General features: G+C 40.1%; 17 protein-coding genes and 2 riboswitches. Of the genes, 13 read left to right on the top strand and 4 right to left on the bottom strand.

The features are described from left to right. On the top strand, positions 1–793 hold a 793-nt coding region (locus J2S17_RS26960), incomplete at its 5' end, for a transposase (RefSeq protein WP_307480051.1). Here J2S17_RS26960 and J2S17_RS26955 read toward each other — a convergent pair. Next, on the bottom strand, positions 782–2,365 hold the full coding sequence (locus tag J2S17_RS26955) for a glutathione ABC transporter substrate-binding protein (RefSeq protein ID WP_307480047.1): 1,584 nt from the start codon (positions 2,363–2,365) through the stop codon (positions 782–784). The two genes, J2S17_RS26960 and J2S17_RS26955, sit on opposite strands and share 12 nt — an antisense overlap. A gap of 323 nt (positions 2,366–2,688) precedes the next feature. Here J2S17_RS26955 and J2S17_RS26950 point away from each other — a divergent pair, with 323 nt between their 5' ends. The 11 genes from J2S17_RS26950 to J2S17_RS26900 all read left to right on the top strand — a co-directional run bounded on the left by J2S17_RS26950 (position 2,689) and on the right by J2S17_RS26900 (position 15,376). Then, complete coding sequence (locus J2S17_RS26950; RefSeq protein WP_307480056.1) at positions 2,689–3,564, top strand: ABC transporter permease; 876 nt, start codon at positions 2,689–2,691, stop codon at positions 3,562–3,564. 19 nt (positions 3,565–3,583) lie between these two features. Continuing rightward, on the top strand, positions 3,584–4,507 hold the full coding sequence (locus tag J2S17_RS26945) for an ABC transporter permease (protein WP_307480044.1): 924 nt from the start codon (positions 3,584–3,586) through the stop codon (positions 4,505–4,507). A 16-nt stretch (positions 4,508–4,523) separates the two neighbouring features. Further along, on the top strand, positions 4,524–5,549 hold the full coding sequence (locus J2S17_RS26940) for an ABC transporter ATP-binding protein (RefSeq protein ID WP_307480041.1): 1,026 nt from the start codon (positions 4,524–4,526) through the stop codon (positions 5,547–5,549). Next, positions 5,542–6,531 carry an ABC transporter ATP-binding protein gene (locus J2S17_RS26935; protein WP_307480038.1) on the top strand — a complete coding sequence of 330 codons (990 nt, stop codon included), beginning with the start codon at positions 5,542–5,544 and terminating at the stop codon, positions 6,529–6,531. Before J2S17_RS26940 ends, J2S17_RS26935 begins: the two co-directional genes overlap by 8 nt. Positions 6,532–6,741: 210 nt before the next feature. After that, the gene (locus tag J2S17_RS26930; RefSeq protein WP_307480036.1) at positions 6,742–7,365 is read left to right on the top strand and encodes an NUDIX hydrolase; all 624 of its coding nucleotides are present in this window, start codon (positions 6,742–6,744) and stop codon (positions 7,363–7,365) included. Positions 7,366–7,460: 95 nt separating this feature from the next. Beyond that, positions 7,461–7,565: riboswitch (SAM riboswitch) on the top strand. 208 nt (positions 7,566–7,773) lie between these two features. Beyond that, positions 7,774–7,883: riboswitch (SAM riboswitch) on the top strand. A 91-nt stretch (positions 7,884–7,974) separates the two neighbouring features. Further along, on the top strand, positions 7,975–9,774 hold the full coding sequence (locus J2S17_RS26925; RefSeq protein WP_307480034.1) for a PLP-dependent aspartate aminotransferase family protein: 1,800 nt from the start codon (positions 7,975–7,977) through the stop codon (positions 9,772–9,774). Between the two features lie 24 nt (positions 9,775–9,798). Further along, the gene (locus J2S17_RS26920; protein ID WP_307480033.1) at positions 9,799–10,779 is read left to right on the top strand and encodes an aliphatic sulfonate ABC transporter substrate-binding protein; all 981 of its coding nucleotides are present in this window, start codon (positions 9,799–9,801) and stop codon (positions 10,777–10,779) included. Positions 10,780–10,816: 37 nt separating this feature from the next. Beyond that, a complete protein-coding gene (locus tag J2S17_RS26915) occupies positions 10,817–11,653 on the top strand; it encodes an ABC transporter permease (RefSeq protein ID WP_307480031.1) in 837 nt (278 codons plus the stop codon). 12 nt (positions 11,654–11,665) lie between these two features. After that, on the top strand, positions 11,666–12,400 hold the full coding sequence (locus J2S17_RS26910; RefSeq protein ID WP_307480029.1) for an ABC transporter ATP-binding protein: 735 nt from the start codon (positions 11,666–11,668) through the stop codon (positions 12,398–12,400). A gap of 20 nt (positions 12,401–12,420) precedes the next feature. Further along, positions 12,421–14,130 (top strand): acetate--CoA ligase, encoded by a 1,710-nt coding sequence (gene acsA / locus J2S17_RS26905; protein WP_307480027.1) that lies wholly within the window; start codon positions 12,421–12,423, stop codon positions 14,128–14,130. A 43-nt stretch (positions 14,131–14,173) separates the two neighbouring features. Next, positions 14,174–15,376 carry a homoserine dehydrogenase gene (locus tag J2S17_RS26900; RefSeq protein WP_307480024.1) on the top strand — a complete coding sequence of 401 codons (1,203 nt, stop codon included), beginning with the start codon at positions 14,174–14,176 and terminating at the stop codon, positions 15,374–15,376. An 82-nt stretch (positions 15,377–15,458) separates the two neighbouring features. On the opposite strand, the gene J2S17_RS26895 is transcribed toward J2S17_RS26900, so the two are convergent. Together J2S17_RS26895 and J2S17_RS26890 are read right to left on the bottom strand one after the other, a co-directional pair. Beyond that, entirely contained in the window at positions 15,459–15,680 is a 222-nt protein-coding gene (locus J2S17_RS26895; protein ID WP_307480023.1) for a hypothetical protein, read from the bottom strand. Positions 15,681–15,850: 170 nt separating this feature from the next. Beyond that, a complete protein-coding gene (locus J2S17_RS26890; protein WP_307480021.1) occupies positions 15,851–16,702 on the bottom strand; it encodes a TetR/AcrR family transcriptional regulator in 852 nt (283 codons plus the stop codon). A gap of 263 nt (positions 16,703–16,965) precedes the next feature. On the opposite strand from J2S17_RS26890, the gene J2S17_RS26885 reads away from it, so the two are divergent. After that, positions 16,966–20,055: an efflux RND transporter permease subunit gene (locus J2S17_RS26885; RefSeq protein WP_307480020.1), complete on the top strand. Its 3,090-nt coding sequence runs from the start codon at positions 16,966–16,968 to the stop codon at positions 20,053–20,055. Between the two features lie 60 nt (positions 20,056–20,115). Here the strand turns inward: J2S17_RS26885 and J2S17_RS26880 are convergent, their stop codons facing one another. Beyond that, positions 20,116–20,730: a DNA-3-methyladenine glycosylase gene (locus tag J2S17_RS26880; protein WP_307480017.1), complete on the bottom strand. Its 615-nt coding sequence runs from the start codon at positions 20,728–20,730 to the stop codon at positions 20,116–20,118. Positions 20,731–20,741: the final 11 nt, after the last annotated feature.

Raw genomic sequence — 20,741 nt, 5'->3', positions numbered from 1 at the left:
ACAAAATCAATTTATTCTTCATTATAGTTTACATACGAATCCAACAGACACACGTTGTTTAAAACCACATATCGCATCCTTAAAACAGAGTGGTTCACCCTTATCCGAAGTCTTGATAGCGGACGCAGGATATGGCAGTGAATCGAACTATGTCGCGATGGAAGAAGAAAATTTTGATACCCTCATCCCTTACAATACGTTTCGTCAAGAACAAAAGCGATCTTATTCAAAAAAAGCCTACCACCCACATAATCGGCATTATGATGAAGCTGATGATTTTTATTGGTGCCCGAACGAAAGAAAAGTATTATTCAAACGGTATAGTCAAAAGACCGATCGGTATGGCTACAAAAGAGATTTCAAAATCTATGAAAGTGAATCATGTGAAGGATGTCCGTTCAAATCAGACTGTACAAAAGCAAAGGGGAACAGGCAGATTCACTATAACCCGGTTTATGAAGAGTTAAGAGCGAAACAAAATCGGAAACTGAATAGCGAAGAAGGCCGAACACTTTACCAAAAAAGAAAAATCGATGTGGAAAGTGTATTTGGTCATATCAAACAAAACCTCGGCTTCCGGCGTTTACACCTGAGAGGTCGCCAAAAGGTGCATGTGGAGCTCGGGCTCATCGCCCTCGCTCACAACTTTAAGAAACGAGTGGCGGTTGACCGCCACTCGAAAGATATATATTCGTCTAAAATACGCAAAAACCACGAGACCTTTCATCACGTCTCGTGGTTTTTCTTTAAAAAAGGGCTTTTGAGACAGCCCCCAGCTGTATTAGTTAGCTAATTTTACACCTTTGAAGAATGGTGTTCCGCCAAAGTTGACGAATAAACCAGACTCAATACCGTTAGTTCCGTGTACGAAATCAGGGTGATGTAAGTAAACCATTGGAGCTTCTTCCACTAAGATTTCGGAAAGCTCAGCATAGGCTGCGTTACGCTCATCTTGGTCAGTACTTGTACGTCCTTTATCAAGCAGCTCATCTGCTTTTGGATTGTTATAGAATGAACGGTTACCAGGGTCGCCATGCTGAGAAGAATGGAATAATGCATATAATCCATAGTCAGCGTCACCTGTTACTGTTGTCCAGCCGAGAACAAATAGTTCATGCTCGCCAGCGCCAGTTTTTTCTAGGAAGGTAGCCCATTCGATTACTTCGATTTCAACTTCAATACCGATTGGTGCAAGCTGTGCTTGAACAAGCTCAGCGATATCAGCACGCTCCTTACTTCCTTCATTTACATAAATCGTTGTTTTGAAGCCATCTGGATGACCTGCTTCAGCTAATAATTCTTTAGCTGCATCAACATCATATGGCAGCGGCTCTAAATCCTGAGAGTTTCCAATTACGTTTGGTGCAAGAGGTCCCACAGCTGGAATCCCTTGTCCATCCAGAATTCCTTTTACTACATCCTCTTTGTCGATTGCCATTGCAATGGCTTGACGAACTTTTACATCATCGTATGGAGGTTTGTTTAAGTTAAAGCTCACATAGTCCATACGTGTTCCTCTAACGCGATCGATTTCAATTTTATCCATCGCTTCAACGCGCTCAACATCAGAAGCTCCTACGAGCATGATGTTTGCCTCGCCAGTTTCTAACATCGCTACACGAGTTGATTGCTCTGGTACAACTTTAATTGAAATGGAATCAAATGAAGGTACTTCTCCCCAATAATCTTCGTTCTTATCAAACTTGATTTCAGCACCACGGTTCCATTCTTTAAATTTGAAAGGCCCTGTGCCGATTGGGTTTTCGTCAATCTTAGTGCCGCCATTATTTTCTTCTTCAATAGCAGATGGTGCAATGATAGAACCTGCATTATGCGCTAAGTGAGCTGGCATAGGAGCGAATGGCTCTTCAGTCTTAATATGAACTGTGTAGTCATCAATAACTACAACTTCAGAGATCATATTAAGAATAACGGCCTTCGGTGATGCAAGCTTAGGATCTAGTATACGGTCAAGAGACATTTTTACTGCTTCAGCATTAAAGTCACTTCCGTCATGGAATTTAACATCTTCCCGTAATTTGAATTCCCAAGTTGTATCATCGATGTTATCAAACTCAGTAGCCAACAGTGGTACAACAGTTCCGTCTTCAGCATAGTCTGTTAATCTTTCTAGAATTTGTGAAGTCGCTGTATTTGATGCCGTATCATTTTGCCCATGCGGGTCAAGTGTAGGTGCATCAGATGGAGTTACAAATACGAGTTCTCCACTAGCAGATTCTGATGATTCATCATCATCTGCTTCAGGCTTGCTTTCGTTGCCGCTAGTTCCGTTGCCGCCACATGCCGCTAGAAATAGAACAGACGAAAGTAATAGCATGAGTATCCAATTCTTTTTTGCTTTCAAAAAAATTCCCCCTCTATAAACTAAATTATTAGAAACTTACAATTATTATCTTAATTTATAAAATTTGATTTTACAATATTATTTTGGATATTTTATATAATTATGTTAATATTGCAATAAATATGTATTTTTAGGTTGTAAGCACCCTTGTGTGGATAATTATGTAATTTGTTTGGTTGTTTTTTTAGAAGATTCATGGGAAAGGAAGGTGGTGATTGAGACTAATCTACTAGAGAAGTATAAAGAATATATGGCTTTGAAAGAATCATTTATAGATTGAAAGGATGGAAATATGTATGGATCATCAGCCGCAACTGGAAACAATGGCAGTCAATCCTGCTAGAGTTGGCAATTCGAAAGCAATCCGCATGAAAAGCTTTTATAAAAAGCTGGCAAAGAACAAAGCTGCAATGGTAGGAGCTTTTATCGTTATAGTATTTTCATTATTGGCTATATTCGCACCTTTGTTAGCTCCATATGATCCAACTGAGATGCAATTAAGCAAAAAGCTGGAGACTCCTTCAAGCGAGCATTGGCTCGGTACTGATGATAAGGGGAGAGACATATTAAGCCGGCTGTTGTATGGGTCGAGGATTTCATTAACAGTAGGGATTTTATCTACACTGCTTGGAGCATTAACAGGAATCATACTTGGTGTTGTGGCAGGCTATTATGGCAGGTGGGTAGATTCTTTAATTATGAGAATCTGTGATGTTTTACTTGCTTTCCCTGGTATCTTACTAGCTTTAGCGATTGTCAGTGTGCTTGGAGCCAGTACGACGAATGTCATTATTGCTGTAGCTTTCTATGCTATTCCTACCTTCGCAAGGATTGTGCGTGGTTCAACATTGACAGTGAAGAAGCTAGAATACATAGATGCGATCAAAGCAATGGGAGCGCGGGATACGAGGATTATCATTAAACATATACTTCCAAATGTTCTTTCACCAATCATTGTCCAGTCAACCTTATATATTGCATCAGCAATTATTACTGCCAGTGCACTTTCCTTTTTAGGAATGGGAACGAAGCCGCCTACTCCTGAATGGGGTACAATGCTTGCCCAAGGGCGCTCATATGTAGCACAAGCACCGCATATTACCCTATTCCCAGGTCTAGTGATATTACTTGTTGTCGTTGGGTTTAATCTATTTGGTGACGGACTGCGAGATGCACTAGATCCCAAAACAAAGAAATGATAATGGAAGGTGAGCTTATATGTTTCTCTATATAGTTAGAAGAATATTTCAAACAATTCCAGTAATGATAGGGGTCACTTTAGCAGTTTTCTTAATGATGCACCTAATTCCAGGAGATGCAGCAAAAATCATGGCCGGGGAAAATGCTAACCCTGAGCAAATTGAACAAATGAGAGAAAATCTTGGTTTAAATGAGCCGTTGTATCAACAGTATTTCAGCTTTATTGGAAATGCGGTTCAAGGTGATCTAGGCAATTCAATTCGGACAAGCAGAGCTGTGACATCTGAGATTTTTGACTCCCGATTTTGGATTACCGTCCAGCTCGCTTTGGTAGGTACTGTTCTGGCAGTCATTTTTGGATTGCTGGCAGGAATTATTTCAGCAACACGAAAATATTCCTTTGCCGATGTTTCGCTGATGGTCATCGCTTTATTTGGACTCTCTATGCCAAATTTTTGGCTGGGGATCATGCTCATTTATCTTTTCTCCGTTAATCTAGGCTGGTTCCCTGTCGCAGGCTGGGGAACATGGGAGCATATGATCCTGCCGGCTATTACGCTCGGTACGGCAGGTGCGGCAATTATCGCCCGCATGACACGTTCAAGCATGCTCGAGGTAATGGATCAGGATTATATTAGGACTGCATATGCAAAAGGGGTAAGTGATAAACTCGTTATCTATAAACATGGTCTGCGAAATGCCTTAATTCCTGTAGTAACGGTAGTAGGGTTACAGTTTGGTACTTTGCTAGGCGGAGCGGTTATTACTGAAACCGTATTTGCAGTGAATGGACTTGGACGTTTAGTCATCGACTCAATTAGAGCACATGACTTTCCGATGGTGCAAGGGACGATCCTCGTCTGTGCCGTGCTATTTGTTGTTGTGAATACGATGGTAGATATCTCTTATCGATTATTAAATAAACGCATCGATTTAAATTAAGGGCGGTGAAGACAAGATGAGTTTGACAAAAGAAGAAAGCATACTTGAAGTGAGAAATCTTCGGACCTCTTTTTTTACTGATGAAGGTGAAGTAAAAGCAGTGGATGGCGTGGATTTCTCGATTGAAAAAGGAAAAACATTAGGGATTGTAGGGGAATCGGGATCAGGAAAAAGCATCACCTCGCTCTCCATTTTACGGCTTTTGCAAGAACCTGTAGGAAGAATAAAAGAAGGAGAGGTCATTTTTAAAGGAGAAGATCTGCTTAAAAAGTCTAAAAAACAAATGATGGCCATTCGCGGGAATAATATTTCGATGATTTTCCAAGAACCGATGACGTCTCTTAATCCTACTCTAACATGTGGGGAGCAGATTGCGGAATCCATTCGAATTCATCAAAAGCTAAACAAAAAGAAAGCTTGGGAGAAATCGGTTGAAATGCTTAAGCTGGTGGGGATTCCTTCTCCAGAAAAACGGGCGAAGCAATATCCATTCGAATTATCTGGCGGGATGAGGCAGCGTGTGATGATTGCTATCTCTCTGGCATGTAATCCGGAACTATTGATCGCTGATGAACCGACTACGGCTTTGGATGTTACGATTCAAGCGCAAATCCTTGAGCTAATTAAAAAACTTCAAGAAGATATGGGAACATCATTGATGATTATTACCCATGATTTAGGTGTAGTGGCTGAAATGTGCGATAAAGTGGCTGTGATGTACTGTGGGAAAGTGGTTGAATATGCAGATGTGAAAACGGTATTCACTGACCCTAAACACCCCTATACAATCGGTCTGTTAAACTCAGTGCCAAAGCATGATGAAGACGTGGAAGGGGATTTAGCTATTATCACTGGTTCCGTTCCAAGCCCATTTAATTTGCCTTCTGGCTGCAGTTTTGCCCCAAGATGTCCGAGTGCAAAGGAAATTTGTCATGCAACACTTCCTGAGCTTGCAGAGACAAGTGATGGAGATAAGGTCCGCTGTTGGATTTATACAGACCAATGGGAAAAAGAGGGGGAGGCAGTGAGTCGTCATGAGTGATCAGGCATTATTGGAAGTGAAAGAACTGAAGCAATATTTTCCTATTAAAGGTGGAGTGTTTGGTCGGACGGTTAATCATGTCAAGGCTGTCGATGATGTCAGCTTTACAGTGAATGAAGGAGAAACTGTCAGCATTGTTGGAGAATCCGGATGCGGAAAATCCACGACTGGCCGTGCAATTCTCCGCTTGGATAATCCATATTCCGGGAATATCTATTTCCAAGGAGAAGATTTAGTGTCTCTTAGTAAGTCACAGATGAGGAAAAAGAGAAAGGATTTGCAGATTATTTTCCAAGATCCTTATGCTTCTTTAAACCCGAGACAAACGGTTAGTCAAATATTAGAAGAAGCCATGGAGATTCAGAAGGTAATTCCTAAGAAAGATAGAAGAAAGAAAATCACGGAGTTGCTAGAAACGGTTGGTATCGGTGCGCATCAAATCGATCGTTATCCCCATGAATTCAGTGGCGGACAACGTCAAAGAATTGGGATTGCCCGTGCATTATCTGTTGATCCAAAGTTAATTGTATGTGATGAAGCAGTATCCGCTTTGGACGTTTCTATCCAGGCTCAGGTACTAAATCTATTAAAAGATCTGCAAAGGAAATTCAAACTCACCTATCTATTTATTTCACATGATTTAGGTGTTGTGCGTCACATTTCTGATCGGATTATTGTCATGTATCTTGGGAAAATTGTAGAGGTTGCCGATAAAAAGTCTTTGTTTAATCAGCCGAGGCATCCATATACCCAAGCGCTTTTATCAGCGATTCCAAGTACGAATATCACAGAGAGAAGAGAGCGGATTATCCTAACAGGGGATGTTCCTTCTCCAATTGATCCACCAGCTGGCTGCCGCTTTCACACACGTTGTCCGTTGGCGTTTGACCGTTGTGCCAAGGAAGAGCCAAAACTTATGTCGGTTTCTGGATCAGGCTACCAGCAGGTTGCTTGCCATTTAACAGAGGAATCAAAAGCGTAATATAAGGATTTTCTCCTTTAAAGTAATTTTAGGACTATACAACAAGAGTGCTTTATAGAGATTGTCTACACGATGCCTTGTCTGGCAGCGGTTGGGCAATCTTTTTCTTTCCCTGGATTCATAATGAATTCTTAATCTTTTTAAGATGAATGAAAGTGGAGTATGATAATAACATAAAGAAACAGGTCAGTGGACTTTGGGAGTGTGGATATGGAGATTCAACGCTTGGAAAAGATGCTATCTAATCGCAAGCCAATTATATTGGGAAGTGAACAGTTTGCCAGATTTGCTGTTATGCTTCCTTTGATAGAAAAAGAAGGTCAATTACATGTGTTATTTGAGGTAAGATCGCTTCAACTCAGAAGACAGCCAGGTGAGATTTGTTTTCCAGGAGGACGTGTGGATCAATGCGACGAAAGTGAAAAGCATGCGGCCATACGTGAAACGTCAGAAGAACTCGGTATAAGTGAGAACAGCATCGTCCCTCTTTCTTCCCTTGATTATATGATTTCTCCCTTCAATACCATCATTTATCCATTTGTAGGTGTGTTAAAAAATAGTGAGAAGATTGTCCCGAATCCAACAGAAGTAGAGGAGGTTTTTACTGTTCCCCTGCAATATTTTCTTAATAAAGAGCCGAAAATCCATTTTATAGACTTTAAGGCAGAACCAGGTAAAGATTTCCCTTTTAATCAAATTCCTGGTGGAGAGAATTATAAATGGCAGTCAAGAAAAGTGGAGGAAGTGTTTTATTATTTTGATGATAAGGTGATATGGGGGTTAACAGCAAGAATCCTTCAACATTTCATTACATTAATCAAAGAAGATATATAAAGGCAATGAGGTGATGAAGAAACTTAAAAATTTTAAAAAAACGGTTGACTAAATTGTCTGAAAGGTATATTATTTTACTCAATTACAATATGACTTTCTTATCCAGAGAGGTGGAGGGACTGACCCTGCGAAGCCTCGGCAACCAGCATCTACATGCACGGTGCCAATTTCAGAGGAAATGCTGTTTCCTAAGATGAGAAGGCGGTCGGCTTTGAATTATTTTTCAAACAAACCCCTTCTGTTTTGACGGAAGGGGTTTTTAATTTTCAAAAACAATCCGCTGATCTTGTATAATCGATTTATTATTTAGAAAATAAATTAATTTCAGAATTATAATTGACGATTCGACATTTTTCTACTATAATACTTTTTGTAGATGATGAGTTAATGCATTAAACAACTAAATATTTCTTATCCAGAGTGACGGAGGGATCAGGCCCGATGAAGTCCGGCAACCTTCAAGCAATAGCTTGAAAAGGTGCTAAATCCTGCAGGTGTAACAACCTGACAGATAAGATGAGGCCCCCTCTTCTTATGGAGAGGGGTTTTTGTTTTTTAAATAAACCAGCACTTGGTTGCTGTTATAAACAGAAAAGAGGAGTGGTTCAAATGACAAACCAATATAACACTTATGATGATGAAACGATATTGCTACACGGGGGACAATCACCTGATCCGACAACAGGCTCAAGAGCAGTTCCGATCTATCAAACAAGTTCTTATGTGTTCCATAGTACAGACCATGCACAAAGTCTTTTTTCACTTGATGAAACAGGCAATATTTATTCAAGGATTGGCAATCCAACGGTTGATGTTTTAGAAAAAAGGATAGCTTTACTGGAAGACGGTGTTGCAGCAGTTGCTACTTCTTCTGGAATGGCAGCAATCGCTCTTTCCATTATGAATATTGCTCAAGCAGGTGATGAAATTGTGGCTGCCTCCAATCTATATGGAGGAACCTATAATCTCTTCGCAATTACATTGCCAAAGTACGGCATCAAAGTACACTTTGTAGACGCATCTGATCCTGAAAATTTCAGAAAAGCCATTACACCTAAGACAAAAGCTGTGTATGGAGAAATCATTGGGAACCCAAGCTTGCATGTGTTAGATGTCGAAGCTGTTGCGAATATTGCTCATGAGCATGATATTCCACTAATTATTGATAATACTTTTGCCTCACCTTATTTATGCAAACCGATTCGCTGGGGAGCAGATATCGTTATTCACTCGGCAACAAAATGGATTGGTGGACATGGAACAACAATTGGTGGCTTGGTTGTAGATGGTGGGCGATTTAACTGGAATAGCGATAAGTTTCCAGGGTTTACAGATCCTGATCCTAGTTATAACGGTATTGTGTATGCGAATGAATTTGGGACACTGGCTTTTAGTACAAAATTAAGAGTGCAGCTGCTAAGAGATTTCGGTTCATCCTTAAGTCCACATAGCGCTTTCTTATTAATTCAAGGATTGGAAACATTGCATTTAAGAATTGAAAAGCATAATGAAAACGCATTGAAAATTGCCAATTTTCTTGAAGATCATCCTGCGGTCGACTGGGTTGCCTTCCCTGGATTAGAGAAGCATCCTGCTCATGATTTGGCAAAAAAATATTTAACGAGTGGATTCGGTTCCATTGTAAACTTTGGAATAAAAGGTGGAAGGGATGCGGGTAAGAATGTGATTGATGAAATTGCACTCTGGTCACATGTCGCTAATGTTGGTGATGCGAAATCACTCATTATTCACCCAGCCTCCACAACCCATCAGCAGTTAAGTGCAGAAGATTTAATTAAAAGTGGGGTGAGCGAGGAATTAATCCGCTTGTCAGTTGGTATTGAGTCTGTGAGAGATTTAACAAATGACTTAGATCAAGCCTTCTATAAAGCAACAGGCATTTCATCAAAAGGAGCACAAAAAGGGGAAACAGCAGTTAACGATGAGGGTGTTATTCGCTGGTCACTGCAATCATCAGTGCTAAAAGAAACGGTGGACGGAAAAGAAGTACAGCGTGCTAAGAGAATTGCAGTTGTGGGATTAAGCGGAAATCCAGCACGCCCAAGCTTTAGACTTGCAAGAAAGATGCAGCGCCTTGGATATCAAATTGTCCCAGTGAATCCAAGGGAAACAGAAGTCCTTGGAGAACAGGCCTATCCAGATCTTAAATCGATACCGTTTGGCATTGATATTGTTCAAGTCTTCCGAAGCCCAGAGGCGGCAATCGAGGTAGCGAAAGAGGCAGTGGATATTCAACCGCAAGTATTCTGGCTTCAAGAAGGAGTCATTTCACCAAAAGCTGTCGAAGTGGCAAAAGAAGCAGGTTTAGAAGTAGTTCAAAACCGTTGCACATATAAAGAGGCACAAAGATTACGTGGATCAATCGTTACATTTGCATGTGAGATTTAATAATTCTAGGGAGAGACATAAACAATGAAAAAATGGATTGGATTGGTAACAATAACTCTATTTGTATTAATTGCGCAAGCCTGTTCTAATAGTGCTTCTGGTGATGGGGAAAAACCGGAAAAAATAGTGCTTGATTACGCTTATTATTCACCTACAAGTGTCATACTGAAAAAATTCGGCTGGGCTGAGGAAGCATTTGAAAAGGATGGCATCGATGTGGAATTTGTCTTGAGTCAAGGGAGTAATAAGGCATTGGAATTTTTGAATAGCAGCAGTGTGGATTTTGGATCAACTGCTGGCGCTGCGGCATTAATAGCGAAATCAAAAGGTGCTCCGATTGAATCAGTCTATATTTTTTCCAAACCGGAATGGACAGCACTGTTGACGAATGGTGATTCACCTATTACAAAGGTGGAGGATTTAAAAGGGAAAAAAGTAGCAGCGACAATAGGTACCGATCCACATATTTTCTTGTTAAGAGCATTGGATGAGGCTGGTTTGGCAGCTTCTGATGTAGAGGTTGTAAATCTTCAGCATGCAGATGGAGGAAGCGCCTTAACGACCGGGCAGGTTGATGCCTGGTCAGGACTTGATCCCCATATGGCAAAGATAGAATTAGAAGCAGACACAAAGTTTATCTATCGAAATCCTGAATTTAATACGTATGGAACATTAAATGTCAGAAGTGAGTTTGCTAAGGAACACCCTGAAGAAGTAAAAAAAGTCATTGAACTATATGAAAAAGCGCGTAAATGGGTGTTGGATAACCCTGAAGAAGCAGCAAAAATTTTAGCTGAAGAAGCGCAGATCACGCTTGATGTTGCCAACAAAGAAATGGAGCGGAATGACTTCTCGTCTCCTGTACCAGGAGACGCGCAAAAGGATGCGTTGCTTTCAGCTGGAGAAGTGCTTGAAAAGGATGGAATTATCCAAAGCGGCACGGATATTAAGGACTTAGTTAACAGTCTTATTAACCCAGCATTTTCAAAAGAGGTTATTCAATAAACAAGCTGATTATTAAAATGGACGGGAGGCCAACATGATGAGTGTGAAAGCAACAGTCGTTTCCACTGAAGTAGGACAAAAAAGCAAGAAAGGCTTTCAAGTGAATGCGACATTAAAAACGGCAGCCTTAGGAGCAGTTGTTCCATTAATCCTAGTTATCGCATGGGAGTACTTAAGTAGAACGGGGGTTTTTCCTCCTCATCTCCTCCCAGCACCATCTGTTATCTGCCAATCGCTAATGAATATGTCAGCCGAAGGTAATTTATGGGGGCATATCGGTATCACTCTTTATCGGTTATTTATAGGCTTTCTCATTGGTACAGCTGCAGCAGTGGTGCTTGGAGCGGCAGTTGGCTATTTGAAAAAGGCTGAAAGTTTGTTTGATCCTCTCATTCAAGCATTTCGTTCTATTCCTTCACTTGCATGGGTGCCCCTATTCATTCTTTGGATGGGAATAGGTGAGCCTTCCAAAGTTGTATTAATTGCTGTTGGTGTATTTTTTCCGGTTTATTTAAATATCGTTTCTGGCATACAAAGCGTGGATAGAAAATTGATTGAAGTGGGTAAAATCTATAATTTTAGTTCATTGCAGCTTATAAGAAGAATTATTTTACCCGCATCACTTCCTTCATTTCTAGTGGGCTTAAGAAGCGGTCTCGGTCTTGGCTGGATGTTTGTTGTAGCTGCTGAATTAATGGGAGCTTCTACTGGTATTGGTTACTTGCTCGTTTATGGTCAGAATACTTATTCTCCAGATCTCATCATATCTAGCATTGTCCTTTTTGCCATATTAGGAAAAATAACTGATAGCATTTTAAAGACCTTTGAAGCAAAAGCATTGCACTGGCAAGACACGATCGAGAAGAAGGCATAGGAGGAGAGAGAAATGCTAGCAATAGAGAATGTCTCGAGAACCTTCTCAAATGGGGAAACGGGTTTTAAAAATTTGAATCTCTCAGTAAAAAAGGGCGAAGTGATAGGCATCTTAGGAACGAGCGGTTGTGGGAAAAGCACCTTATTGCGCGTGTTATCCGGCCTGGATGAGCATTATGATGGGCAAGTGAAAATAGATGGCGAATCCGTCACAGCTGTACATGAGAAAATCGGAATGATTTTTCAAGAACCACGTTTGCTGCCATGGTTGAAGGTGAGAGAGAATATTCCATTCGGGTTAAAGAGTGATGAGCATAAAACTGAAAAAGCGCTTAAATATATTGAATCTGTAGGGTTAAATGGATTTGAAAATCATTACCCGAAGGATTTGTCAGGAGGAATGGCTCAAAGGGTTGCTATTGCCAGAGCGCTTGTAACAGCTCCAGAAATTTTATTGCTTGATGAACCATTCAGCGCATTAGATGCATTTACAAAGATGCAGCTTCAAGATTTGCTTCTCGCTATTTGGCAGCAATATCATTCTACGATTCTGCTAGTTACACATGATATTGATGAAGCTTTATATTTATGCGACCGCATCCTTATTCTTCGGGGCCAGCCCGGTGAAATATACGAAGAGCTAACTATTCCCAAGCTAAAACCTCGGGGCCGGGGAGATGCAGAGCTTGCCAAGATGAAAGACCAGATCATCAAATTACTCGACCTTTCTCAAATAAACAATAAATAATTCTTAAAGGGGTTTGAACAATGACAGTGATTGATCGGCAGCAGCTAGAACCTGTTCAAGGAACATATAATCTATCAAATTATCAAGAGGCATATGAAAGCTTCACATGGGACAGCATTTCGCAGCACTTTAGCTGGCAACAGACTGGTCTTGTGAATATGGCCTATGAATGTATAGATAGACATGTTGAGGATGGCTTTGGAGACAAAATCGCCCTTCATTATGTTAATGGGGACGAAGAGGTCAAGTATTCATTCCGTGAAGTACAAGAAAAGACCAATCATCTTGCCACCGTTTTAAAACACCATGGAATAAAGAAAGGCGATTTTGTCTTTATTTTTCTGCCAAAGCATCCTGATTGTTATTTTGCTATGATTGCAGCAATAAAATTGGGCGCAATAGCCGGTCCGCTTTTCGAAGCATTTATGGAAGAAGCGGTGAGAGATAGAATTGCTGATTGTGAAGGCAAGTATATCATTACAGATGCTGACCTGTTACAGCGTGTTCCGAAGCAGGAACTCCCGTCATTAGAAAAAATTTTTATAACGGAAGGCAAGCAGTCGTTCGAAGAGGGAGTAATATCTCTTGAGGATGAGATGGAGAAAATCCCGGCAAAGGGAAAAATTTTGGAATGGGTGGATTTAGAGCATGGATTAAATATTCATTATACAAGCGGTTCGACTGGGAAGCCCAAGGGAATCATTCATGCCCACCGTGCTATGATCCACCAATATCAAACGGGAAAATGGGTTCTCGATATAAAAGAAGACGATGTCTATTGGTGTACCGCTCATCCGGGGTGGGTGACCGGCACCGTTTACGGCATATTCGCACCTTGGCTGAATCGTGCCACAATTGTAGTGAACGGCGGACGATTTGATGCAAAGGAATGGTATAAAACATTAGAATCAACAAAAGTTTCAGTTTGGTATAGTGCTCCTACTGCTTATCGCATGCTGATGGCAGAAGGAGAAAATCTTCAAAAGCAGTACGATCTGAGTGCAGTTCGACACATGTTAAGCGTTGGAGAACCATTAAACCCAGAAGTTATCTACTGGGGCATGGACACCATAGGGAAGAGAATTCACGATACTTGGTGGATGACAGAAACAGGGGCACAGCTGATTGTAAATCTCCCTTCAGCACCAATTAAACCAGGGTCCATGGGGAGGCCCTTCCCGGGAATCGAGATTGCTATTTTAGATGACAATGGAGATAAGCTCCCTGCAGGAACGATTGGCCACCTGGCAATACAGACGCCTTGGCCAGGCTTGATGAGAGAAGTATGGAAGAACAAAGAAAAATACCAATCCTATTTTCCGTTTAATGGTTGGTATGTATCTGGTGATCTTGCAATTCAAGATGAGGATGGCTATGTGTTCTTTCAGGGGAGAAGCGATGATATGATCAATTCCTCCGGTGAAAGAATTGGACCATTTGAAGTGGAAAGTAAATTAATCGAACATCCTGCAGTTGCAGAGGCAGGAGTGATTGGCAAGCCTGATCCTTTAAGAGGAGAAATCGTCAAGGCATTTATCATTCTCCGGAAGGGGTTTGAGGCTACAGATGATTTGCTTGATGAAATCCGAAAATTTGTAAAGACAAGATTAGCAGCCCATGCGGCTCCGAGAGAAATAGAGATTGTATCAGAGCTGCCAAAAACAAAAATAAGTGGAAAAATTCTGCGTAGAGAACTAAAAGCAAGAGAGCTGCAAAAGCTGCAGAAATGAGGAAATAACAAATGAGGAACACCGAAGAATGGAGGGTATATAGATGACGGCTTTACAAGTAGCTCTTTTAGGATATGGTACAGTGGGCAAGGGAGTTTATCAGACGATTCATCAGCATCAAGCGCGCATAAGAAAACTTTTAGGTAGAGAAGTGAAAGTTGCTGCGGTGCTCGTAAAAGATTTATCGAAGCATGAGCTGCCTGACCAAGAAGTCATTTTAACTGATCAATTCTCAGATATTTTGGGAATTGAGCATATTGACGTTGTCATAGATGCAATCGTAGGTGTCGAGCCAGGATTTACTTATTTACAGGAAGCGATTAAAAAAGGATGTCATGTGATTACTGCGAATAAAGAAATGTTTGCTTATCACAGTAGCACTTTACAGAATCTTGCGGCAGAGCATGGGGTGACCGTAGGGTTTGAAGCGACAGTTGCTGGCGGGATACCAATCATTCAAACACTGAAAAAATTACTTAACGCAAATAAAGTCCAGTCGCTGCAAGGAATCTTAAATGGCACGAGTAATTTTATTTTAACAAAGATGAGGGAAGAACAGCTTTCATTTTCTGAAGCGCTAACGCTCGCACAGCAGCTCGGTTATGCAGAAGCAGATCCTGCTAATGATATTGAAGGACATGATGCTTTTTATAAGGCGGTTATCCTAAGTGAGGTTTTATTTGGCGAACAGCCCGTTTGGGAAGATACGGTTCGAGAGGGCATCGCGGAAATAACGATTGATCAAATTGATTACTTCCATTCTTTAGGACTAAGATTTAAGCATGTGGCATCGCTCGAGAAAGCAGCCGATGCTATTAAGTGCTCCGTTAAACCAGTGCTTGTCTCCTCATCGCATCCTCTCTATCAAGTGGAGAATGTACAGAACGCCATTAATATAGAAGCAGATATCGTTGGAAGTATAAGTTTACAAGGGCCTGGAGCTGGGATGTTCCCAACTGCAAGTGCCATAATTGAAGATCTGATCCATATTGATGATAAAGAGTATATTCCTTGTTTTGATGAGGAATTGTCGCCTGTTTCCAGTGCTACAGCTTCAGTTTGGGTGATATTAGGGAAATCAGCAATTATTGATTTACCTGATTCAGTTAGCATCATTCGGAAAATAGGGGATACTGCTTGGCTAGTAGAGGCAACGGAGGACTCAATTTCTGCTGTAAAAGAACTTCCTTGTTTTCAGCTTCTGGGTAGTGTTGATCAAATACCAAAAGTAGAAAAAGTTTATTAAAAAAGAGAAGCAGCTTTAGAAAAGCTGCTTCTCTTTGTGGCTTTCCACCTTAACATACTCTTCAAGGTGAACGCCATTCGCTTTATCCAGATTGGGATGGTGATTTGATTTGTTTATTGAGCACAGATTGATTAATCTCTGAGTATAAATCCTTCATATGAACCGTTACAATCTTTGCTCCAATTTGTACATGCACCATATTATCGAAAACAGCAGTTACTAATCCATTTAACGATACATTAGAACCGATGCTTACATCCTTCTTATCATTTTTTCGGATATTTGTTACTTTACTATTTGTCATTGTCCCACCATCCATTCTTATATGTGTTATAAGTATAGAAGCTTCCTTCATTAAAAATATACCTTACTAAGTATATTTCCTGTTTATAGTAAAATAAACGTTTATCGCAAAAAAGTCCAGTAAAAAGGTCGGTATTTTCATCGACAAATTTCTTCCAATCCTGCGAAGGGTTAAGTAAAGGGTTCCAACGCCTTAGAAAGTTCTTCTTTCAATTTCGGATGAGGACTGAAATTAGAAAGCATGCCTTGTATAACAGGAGTTCTTGGCTGTTCCCTCTTTATTTCTGTTTCAATTAAATCAAGTGACACATGCAGTGATTCTTTATCATGTAAATCATTGATCTTACCTCGTATATTAGTAATTAACGACTGGGTATTTGGCATAGGGTAGCAAAAATTAAACTTTTTCAAAAATTGATTCATCTTTTCATCAGAAATCAGCGGCTTATCTTTCGTCATACCTTCTGCGATTGAATCCATTCTATTCATAATGTATTCAGCAATGTCTTTAGTGGAGAGTAATTCTTTATCAAATATAATAAAACGTATATAGGATTGCAGCATGCCTTCAAGCAATTGAGAGAGATCCCAGAGATAAGGAATACTATCAGATCCATAAATCGCTTCTAAACCATTCTTATAAAAGGTCTGCAATTCCATTTGCTTAATAAAAAGCATATTTTTAATGGTTTCATTTAAGGGAATCATTTGCTCCCGTGATTGCATAATAATGAAATCTTTATGATTGCTGATCATGTCCAACGTGCTAGTTAATTGTACAATGAACTTCTCTTTAGAGGGTAAACCTGAGTTCTCAGTTGATAACATCTGTAGTTTGAGCTGATCAAAGTAAAACTCAAGAATAGATTCGAGTAATTTATCCTTCGATTTAAAGTATAAATAAAAAGCTCCCTTAGATATTCCGCAATCGGTTGCAATTTCCTGAACGGAGGTGGAGCTAAAACCCTTGACAGCAAATAATTTGATTGCTGACTCAATAATTAATCTTTCTTTTTCTTTCAAGTAAAACAACTCCTTAGATGGAGCTTTCCCTCCATGTTAACAAAATCTACATACTTTATTCATTGACAAATGACTGACTGGTCAGTTATATTTATTTTTATTATGACCCACTAGTCATATGTTAAGATATATCATCTCTGTGGTCAAGGCAGTTTTGGTTTTTCTGCTTTTATAATGAACATACTATTTCATTTGGTATGCTAACATGTGGGGAAGTTTCAAAGGGATTTAATTAATAAGTATATAGAAGAAGAGGTGTAAGGGTGAAAGGGATAGTCAATTTCGTTCTGAAGAATAAGCTGGCTGTATGGCTGTTGACCATTATAATCACAGCAACAGGTATTTATTCAGGAACACAGATGAAAACAGAAACAATTCCAGATATATCAATACCATTCTTAATGGTTAATGGTGTATATCCGGGTGCAACGCCTGAGCAAGTAATGGAGGAAGTATCCATCCCATTAGAAAAGGCAGTTGAAAACCTGGAAGATGTTAAGGCAGTATATTCGAACTCAAGCTCTAATATAGCCAGCTTGCAAATTGAATATGATTACGGAATTGATATGGATGACAAAAAAGTCCAATTAGAAAGAGCAATAGAAAATATAGAATTACCTGAGGATGCGCAGAAGCCTAGTGTAACTGCTATTAGCATGAACATGATGCCAGTTGTTGCATTATCCATCAGCAGCTCTTCGGAAGATATTGTTGAGCTTACTTCAACGGTAGAGGAAATTATTCTGCCAAATATCGAAAAGCTTGATGGTGTAGCCTCTGCAACAATGACTGGCCAACATATTGAAGAAGTTGAGTTTACCTTCAATGAAGAAAAAATGGCTGAATTAGACTTGACTGAGGATTCAGTTAAAGAAATGGTTAAGGCAAGCGACATGGCTTTATCACTCGGTCTTTTTGATTTTGAAGAGGCAGAGCAAGCGGTAGCGGTTGATGGTAAGCTAACAACCGTGAATGAGTTAAAAGACATGATGATCCCAGTTACTCCAAGTGCAGAAAATCCTTCTCCATTTGTTAAACTGAGCGATATCGCTAAAATTGAAACGGTTGGGAAAGTGGAATCCGTTTCACGTACCAATGGCGAGAATGCCATTGCGATTCAAATAGTAAAAGGTCAACAGGACAATACAGTTGATGTTGTAAACAATGTGAAGGATCTTGTTGAAGAAGAAAAAGCGAAAATCGACGGACTAATGATTGATATTTCATTAGACCAAGGTGCGCCTATTCAAGATTCTGTTAATACAATGATAGAAAAAGCATTATTCGGTGGTGCGATTGCCGTATTAATCATTCTTCTATTCTTGCGAGATTTCAAATCAACAATCATCTCAATTGTGTCTATACCAGTATCCATCTTCATGGCATTATTATTGTTGAACTGGTTGAACATTACGCTTAACATTATGACCTTGGGTGCGATTACTGTAGCCATCGGCCGGGTAATTGATGACTCAATTGTAGTTGTGGAAAATATATATCGAAGACTCCACCTAAAAGAAGAAAAGTTGACTGGCCGTGCCTTAGTACGGGAAGCAACAATTGAAATGTTTAAACCAATCCTTTCATCTACATTAGTAACGGTAGCAGTATTCGCTCCGCTTATCTTTGTCGGTGGTATGGTTGGAGAATTGTTTATGCCATTTGCTTTAACAATGACATTTGCTTTGTTTGCCTCACTCATTGTGGCGATCACAATTGTTCCAGCTTTATCTCACTTCTTGTTTAAAAAGAAATTGTATGGCAAGAAAGAAGAAAGCAATCATAAAGAAGTTGGAAAACTTTCATTATGGTATAGAGGATTGTTAGAAAAAGCGTTAAATCATAAGATCATTACTTCTGCTATCGCTGTCATCCTCTTAGCGGGAAGCTTAAGCTTAATGCCTCTTATCGGCTTTAGTTTCATGGGCAGTGAAGAAGAAAAAGTGATGTACGTAACTTACACTCCTGAAACTGGCGAAAAGATGGAAGACACGCTAGCAAATATTGAAGTCGTTGAAGAAGAGCTATTAAAACGCGACGATCTTGATATTCTGCAATTGTCGATCACTGACCCTACAAGCAGTGACCCTGCTGCGGCCATGATGGGCGGCGGTGCCGGCGGAGCGTTAATGTACCTTATTTTTGACCCTGAAATTAATAACTTCTCTGATGTTCGTGAAGAAGTGGAAGAGTATGTCTTTAATATTGGCCAATCTGGTGAGTGGAAAAGCCAAGACTTCTCATCTATGGGCATGAATACTAGTGAAGTTAGCTACACTTTTTACAGTGAAGATTTAGATAAACTGAATGAGTCTGTAAAAATGGCTGAAGAGGTTCTGAATGACAATGATGGAATGAAGGATGTTTCATCTAGTGCTGAAGATGCTTATGTTGAACATGTGTTAAAGGTAGATCAAGCAGATGTTCTGCAATATGGGTTAACAACTGGCCAAATCGTCATGGCTCTTAACCAATCTTCTTCTAAAGATGTATTAACGACGGTAAAAAATAATGGCACTGATTTGGATGTAGTGATTCAGCAAGAACGGGCTGAAGCGCCAAAATCTATTGACGAAATGTTAGATACTCAAATACCGACAGCAACAGGCGAAACAATGCCGCTTTCTGAACTGGTAACAGTGGAAGAAGGCACGACATTAAATACGCTTGCTCGAAGTGAAGGCGAATACTACGCTTCAGTGTCAGGTACAATAATTGATGAAGATATTTCTAAAACAACATCTGAGATTGATTCAGAAATTGAAAAATTAGATTTCCCTAAAGGTGTAACAACAGGAGTTGCAGGTGTTTCTGCAGATATGGAAGAAACATTTACACAGCTTGGTGTCGCAATGTTAGCAGCAATCGCGATTGTGTACTTTATCCTTGTTGTAACATTTGGTGAAGGTGTCGCGCCATTTGCCATTCTATTCTCCTTACCATTTGCAGTTATCGGTTCATTTGTTGGCTTGCTTATTGCAGGTGAAACGATTTCCGTTTCTGTTATGATGGGACTGCTGATGTTAATTGGTATTGTTGTCACCAATGCCATTGTTCTGGTGGATCGAATCATCCATATGGAACGCGAAGGTATGACAATGCGTGAAGCGATCCTTGAAGCAGGTGCAACACGTTTACGTCCAATCCTGATGACAGCTATTGCTACAATGGGTGCACTCATCCCATTAGCTATTGGCTCAGGCGGTGGCGGTTTAATCTCGAAAGGTCTTGGTATCACGGTAATTGGCGGTCTTGCAAGTTCGACATTATTAACATTGCTGATCGTTCCAATTGTGTATGAAGTGCTTTCAAAAATATTTAAGAAAAATCGTAAAGATGTAGAAGATAATTAAACAAGAAGAAGGCGCCCCTTGGGGTGCCTTTTTGCTTTCTTTTTGAAATATCAAATACATTCAAGGTAAATGAATTCTGTTTTCCTCTTTTTGATGCTTTGAAACAAATGGATTATCTGTTATCCAATATCTCCATGGATAGTCCTTCGCCTCACCGGAATTGTCGATTCCAATTCTTTTTCCTTCTGATATGATGGCTGGTGTATAACCTTTCAGTATATATATTGGCTTCTCAATCAGTTTTTGCCCGTAATCTCCCATATGAATATCCAAGGCTTTCGTTAATTTTCCTGGGCCTGAGGTAAGGTTTTTTAAGATCGTGGTCTTTCTTCTCTCCTTCATTAGCTCAATGCCTTCAACGGGTTCAATTGCCCGAATCAATATTGCTTCAGGCTTTTCCAATGCTCCGCTGACAACATTAACTAAGCAATGTGTGTGCATGACGTATGTGTAGGCTACACCTGGATGATGAAACATGACCTCGGTTCGTTTCGTTCGTCTATTTTTATAGCTATGAGCAGCTTGATCATCAGGCCCCTTGTAAGCCTCTGTCTCAACGATATATCCAGAGGCAGTGCCGTCAGGGGTCTCTTTCACTAAAAGGCATCCTAACAGTGCCTTAGCTAGTTCAAGAGTTGGCTGTCTGTAGAATTGGCTTGAAAGCATCTCACTCATTTTGTCGTCTC

This window comes from Cytobacillus purgationiresistens (assembly GCF_030813235.1).
Lineage (GTDB): Bacteria > Bacillota > Bacilli > Bacillales > Cytobacillaceae > Cytobacillus > Cytobacillus purgationiresistens.
Note: the sequence above shows the minus strand (reverse complement) of the source record. Positions and strands in the feature narration are given on the sequence as shown.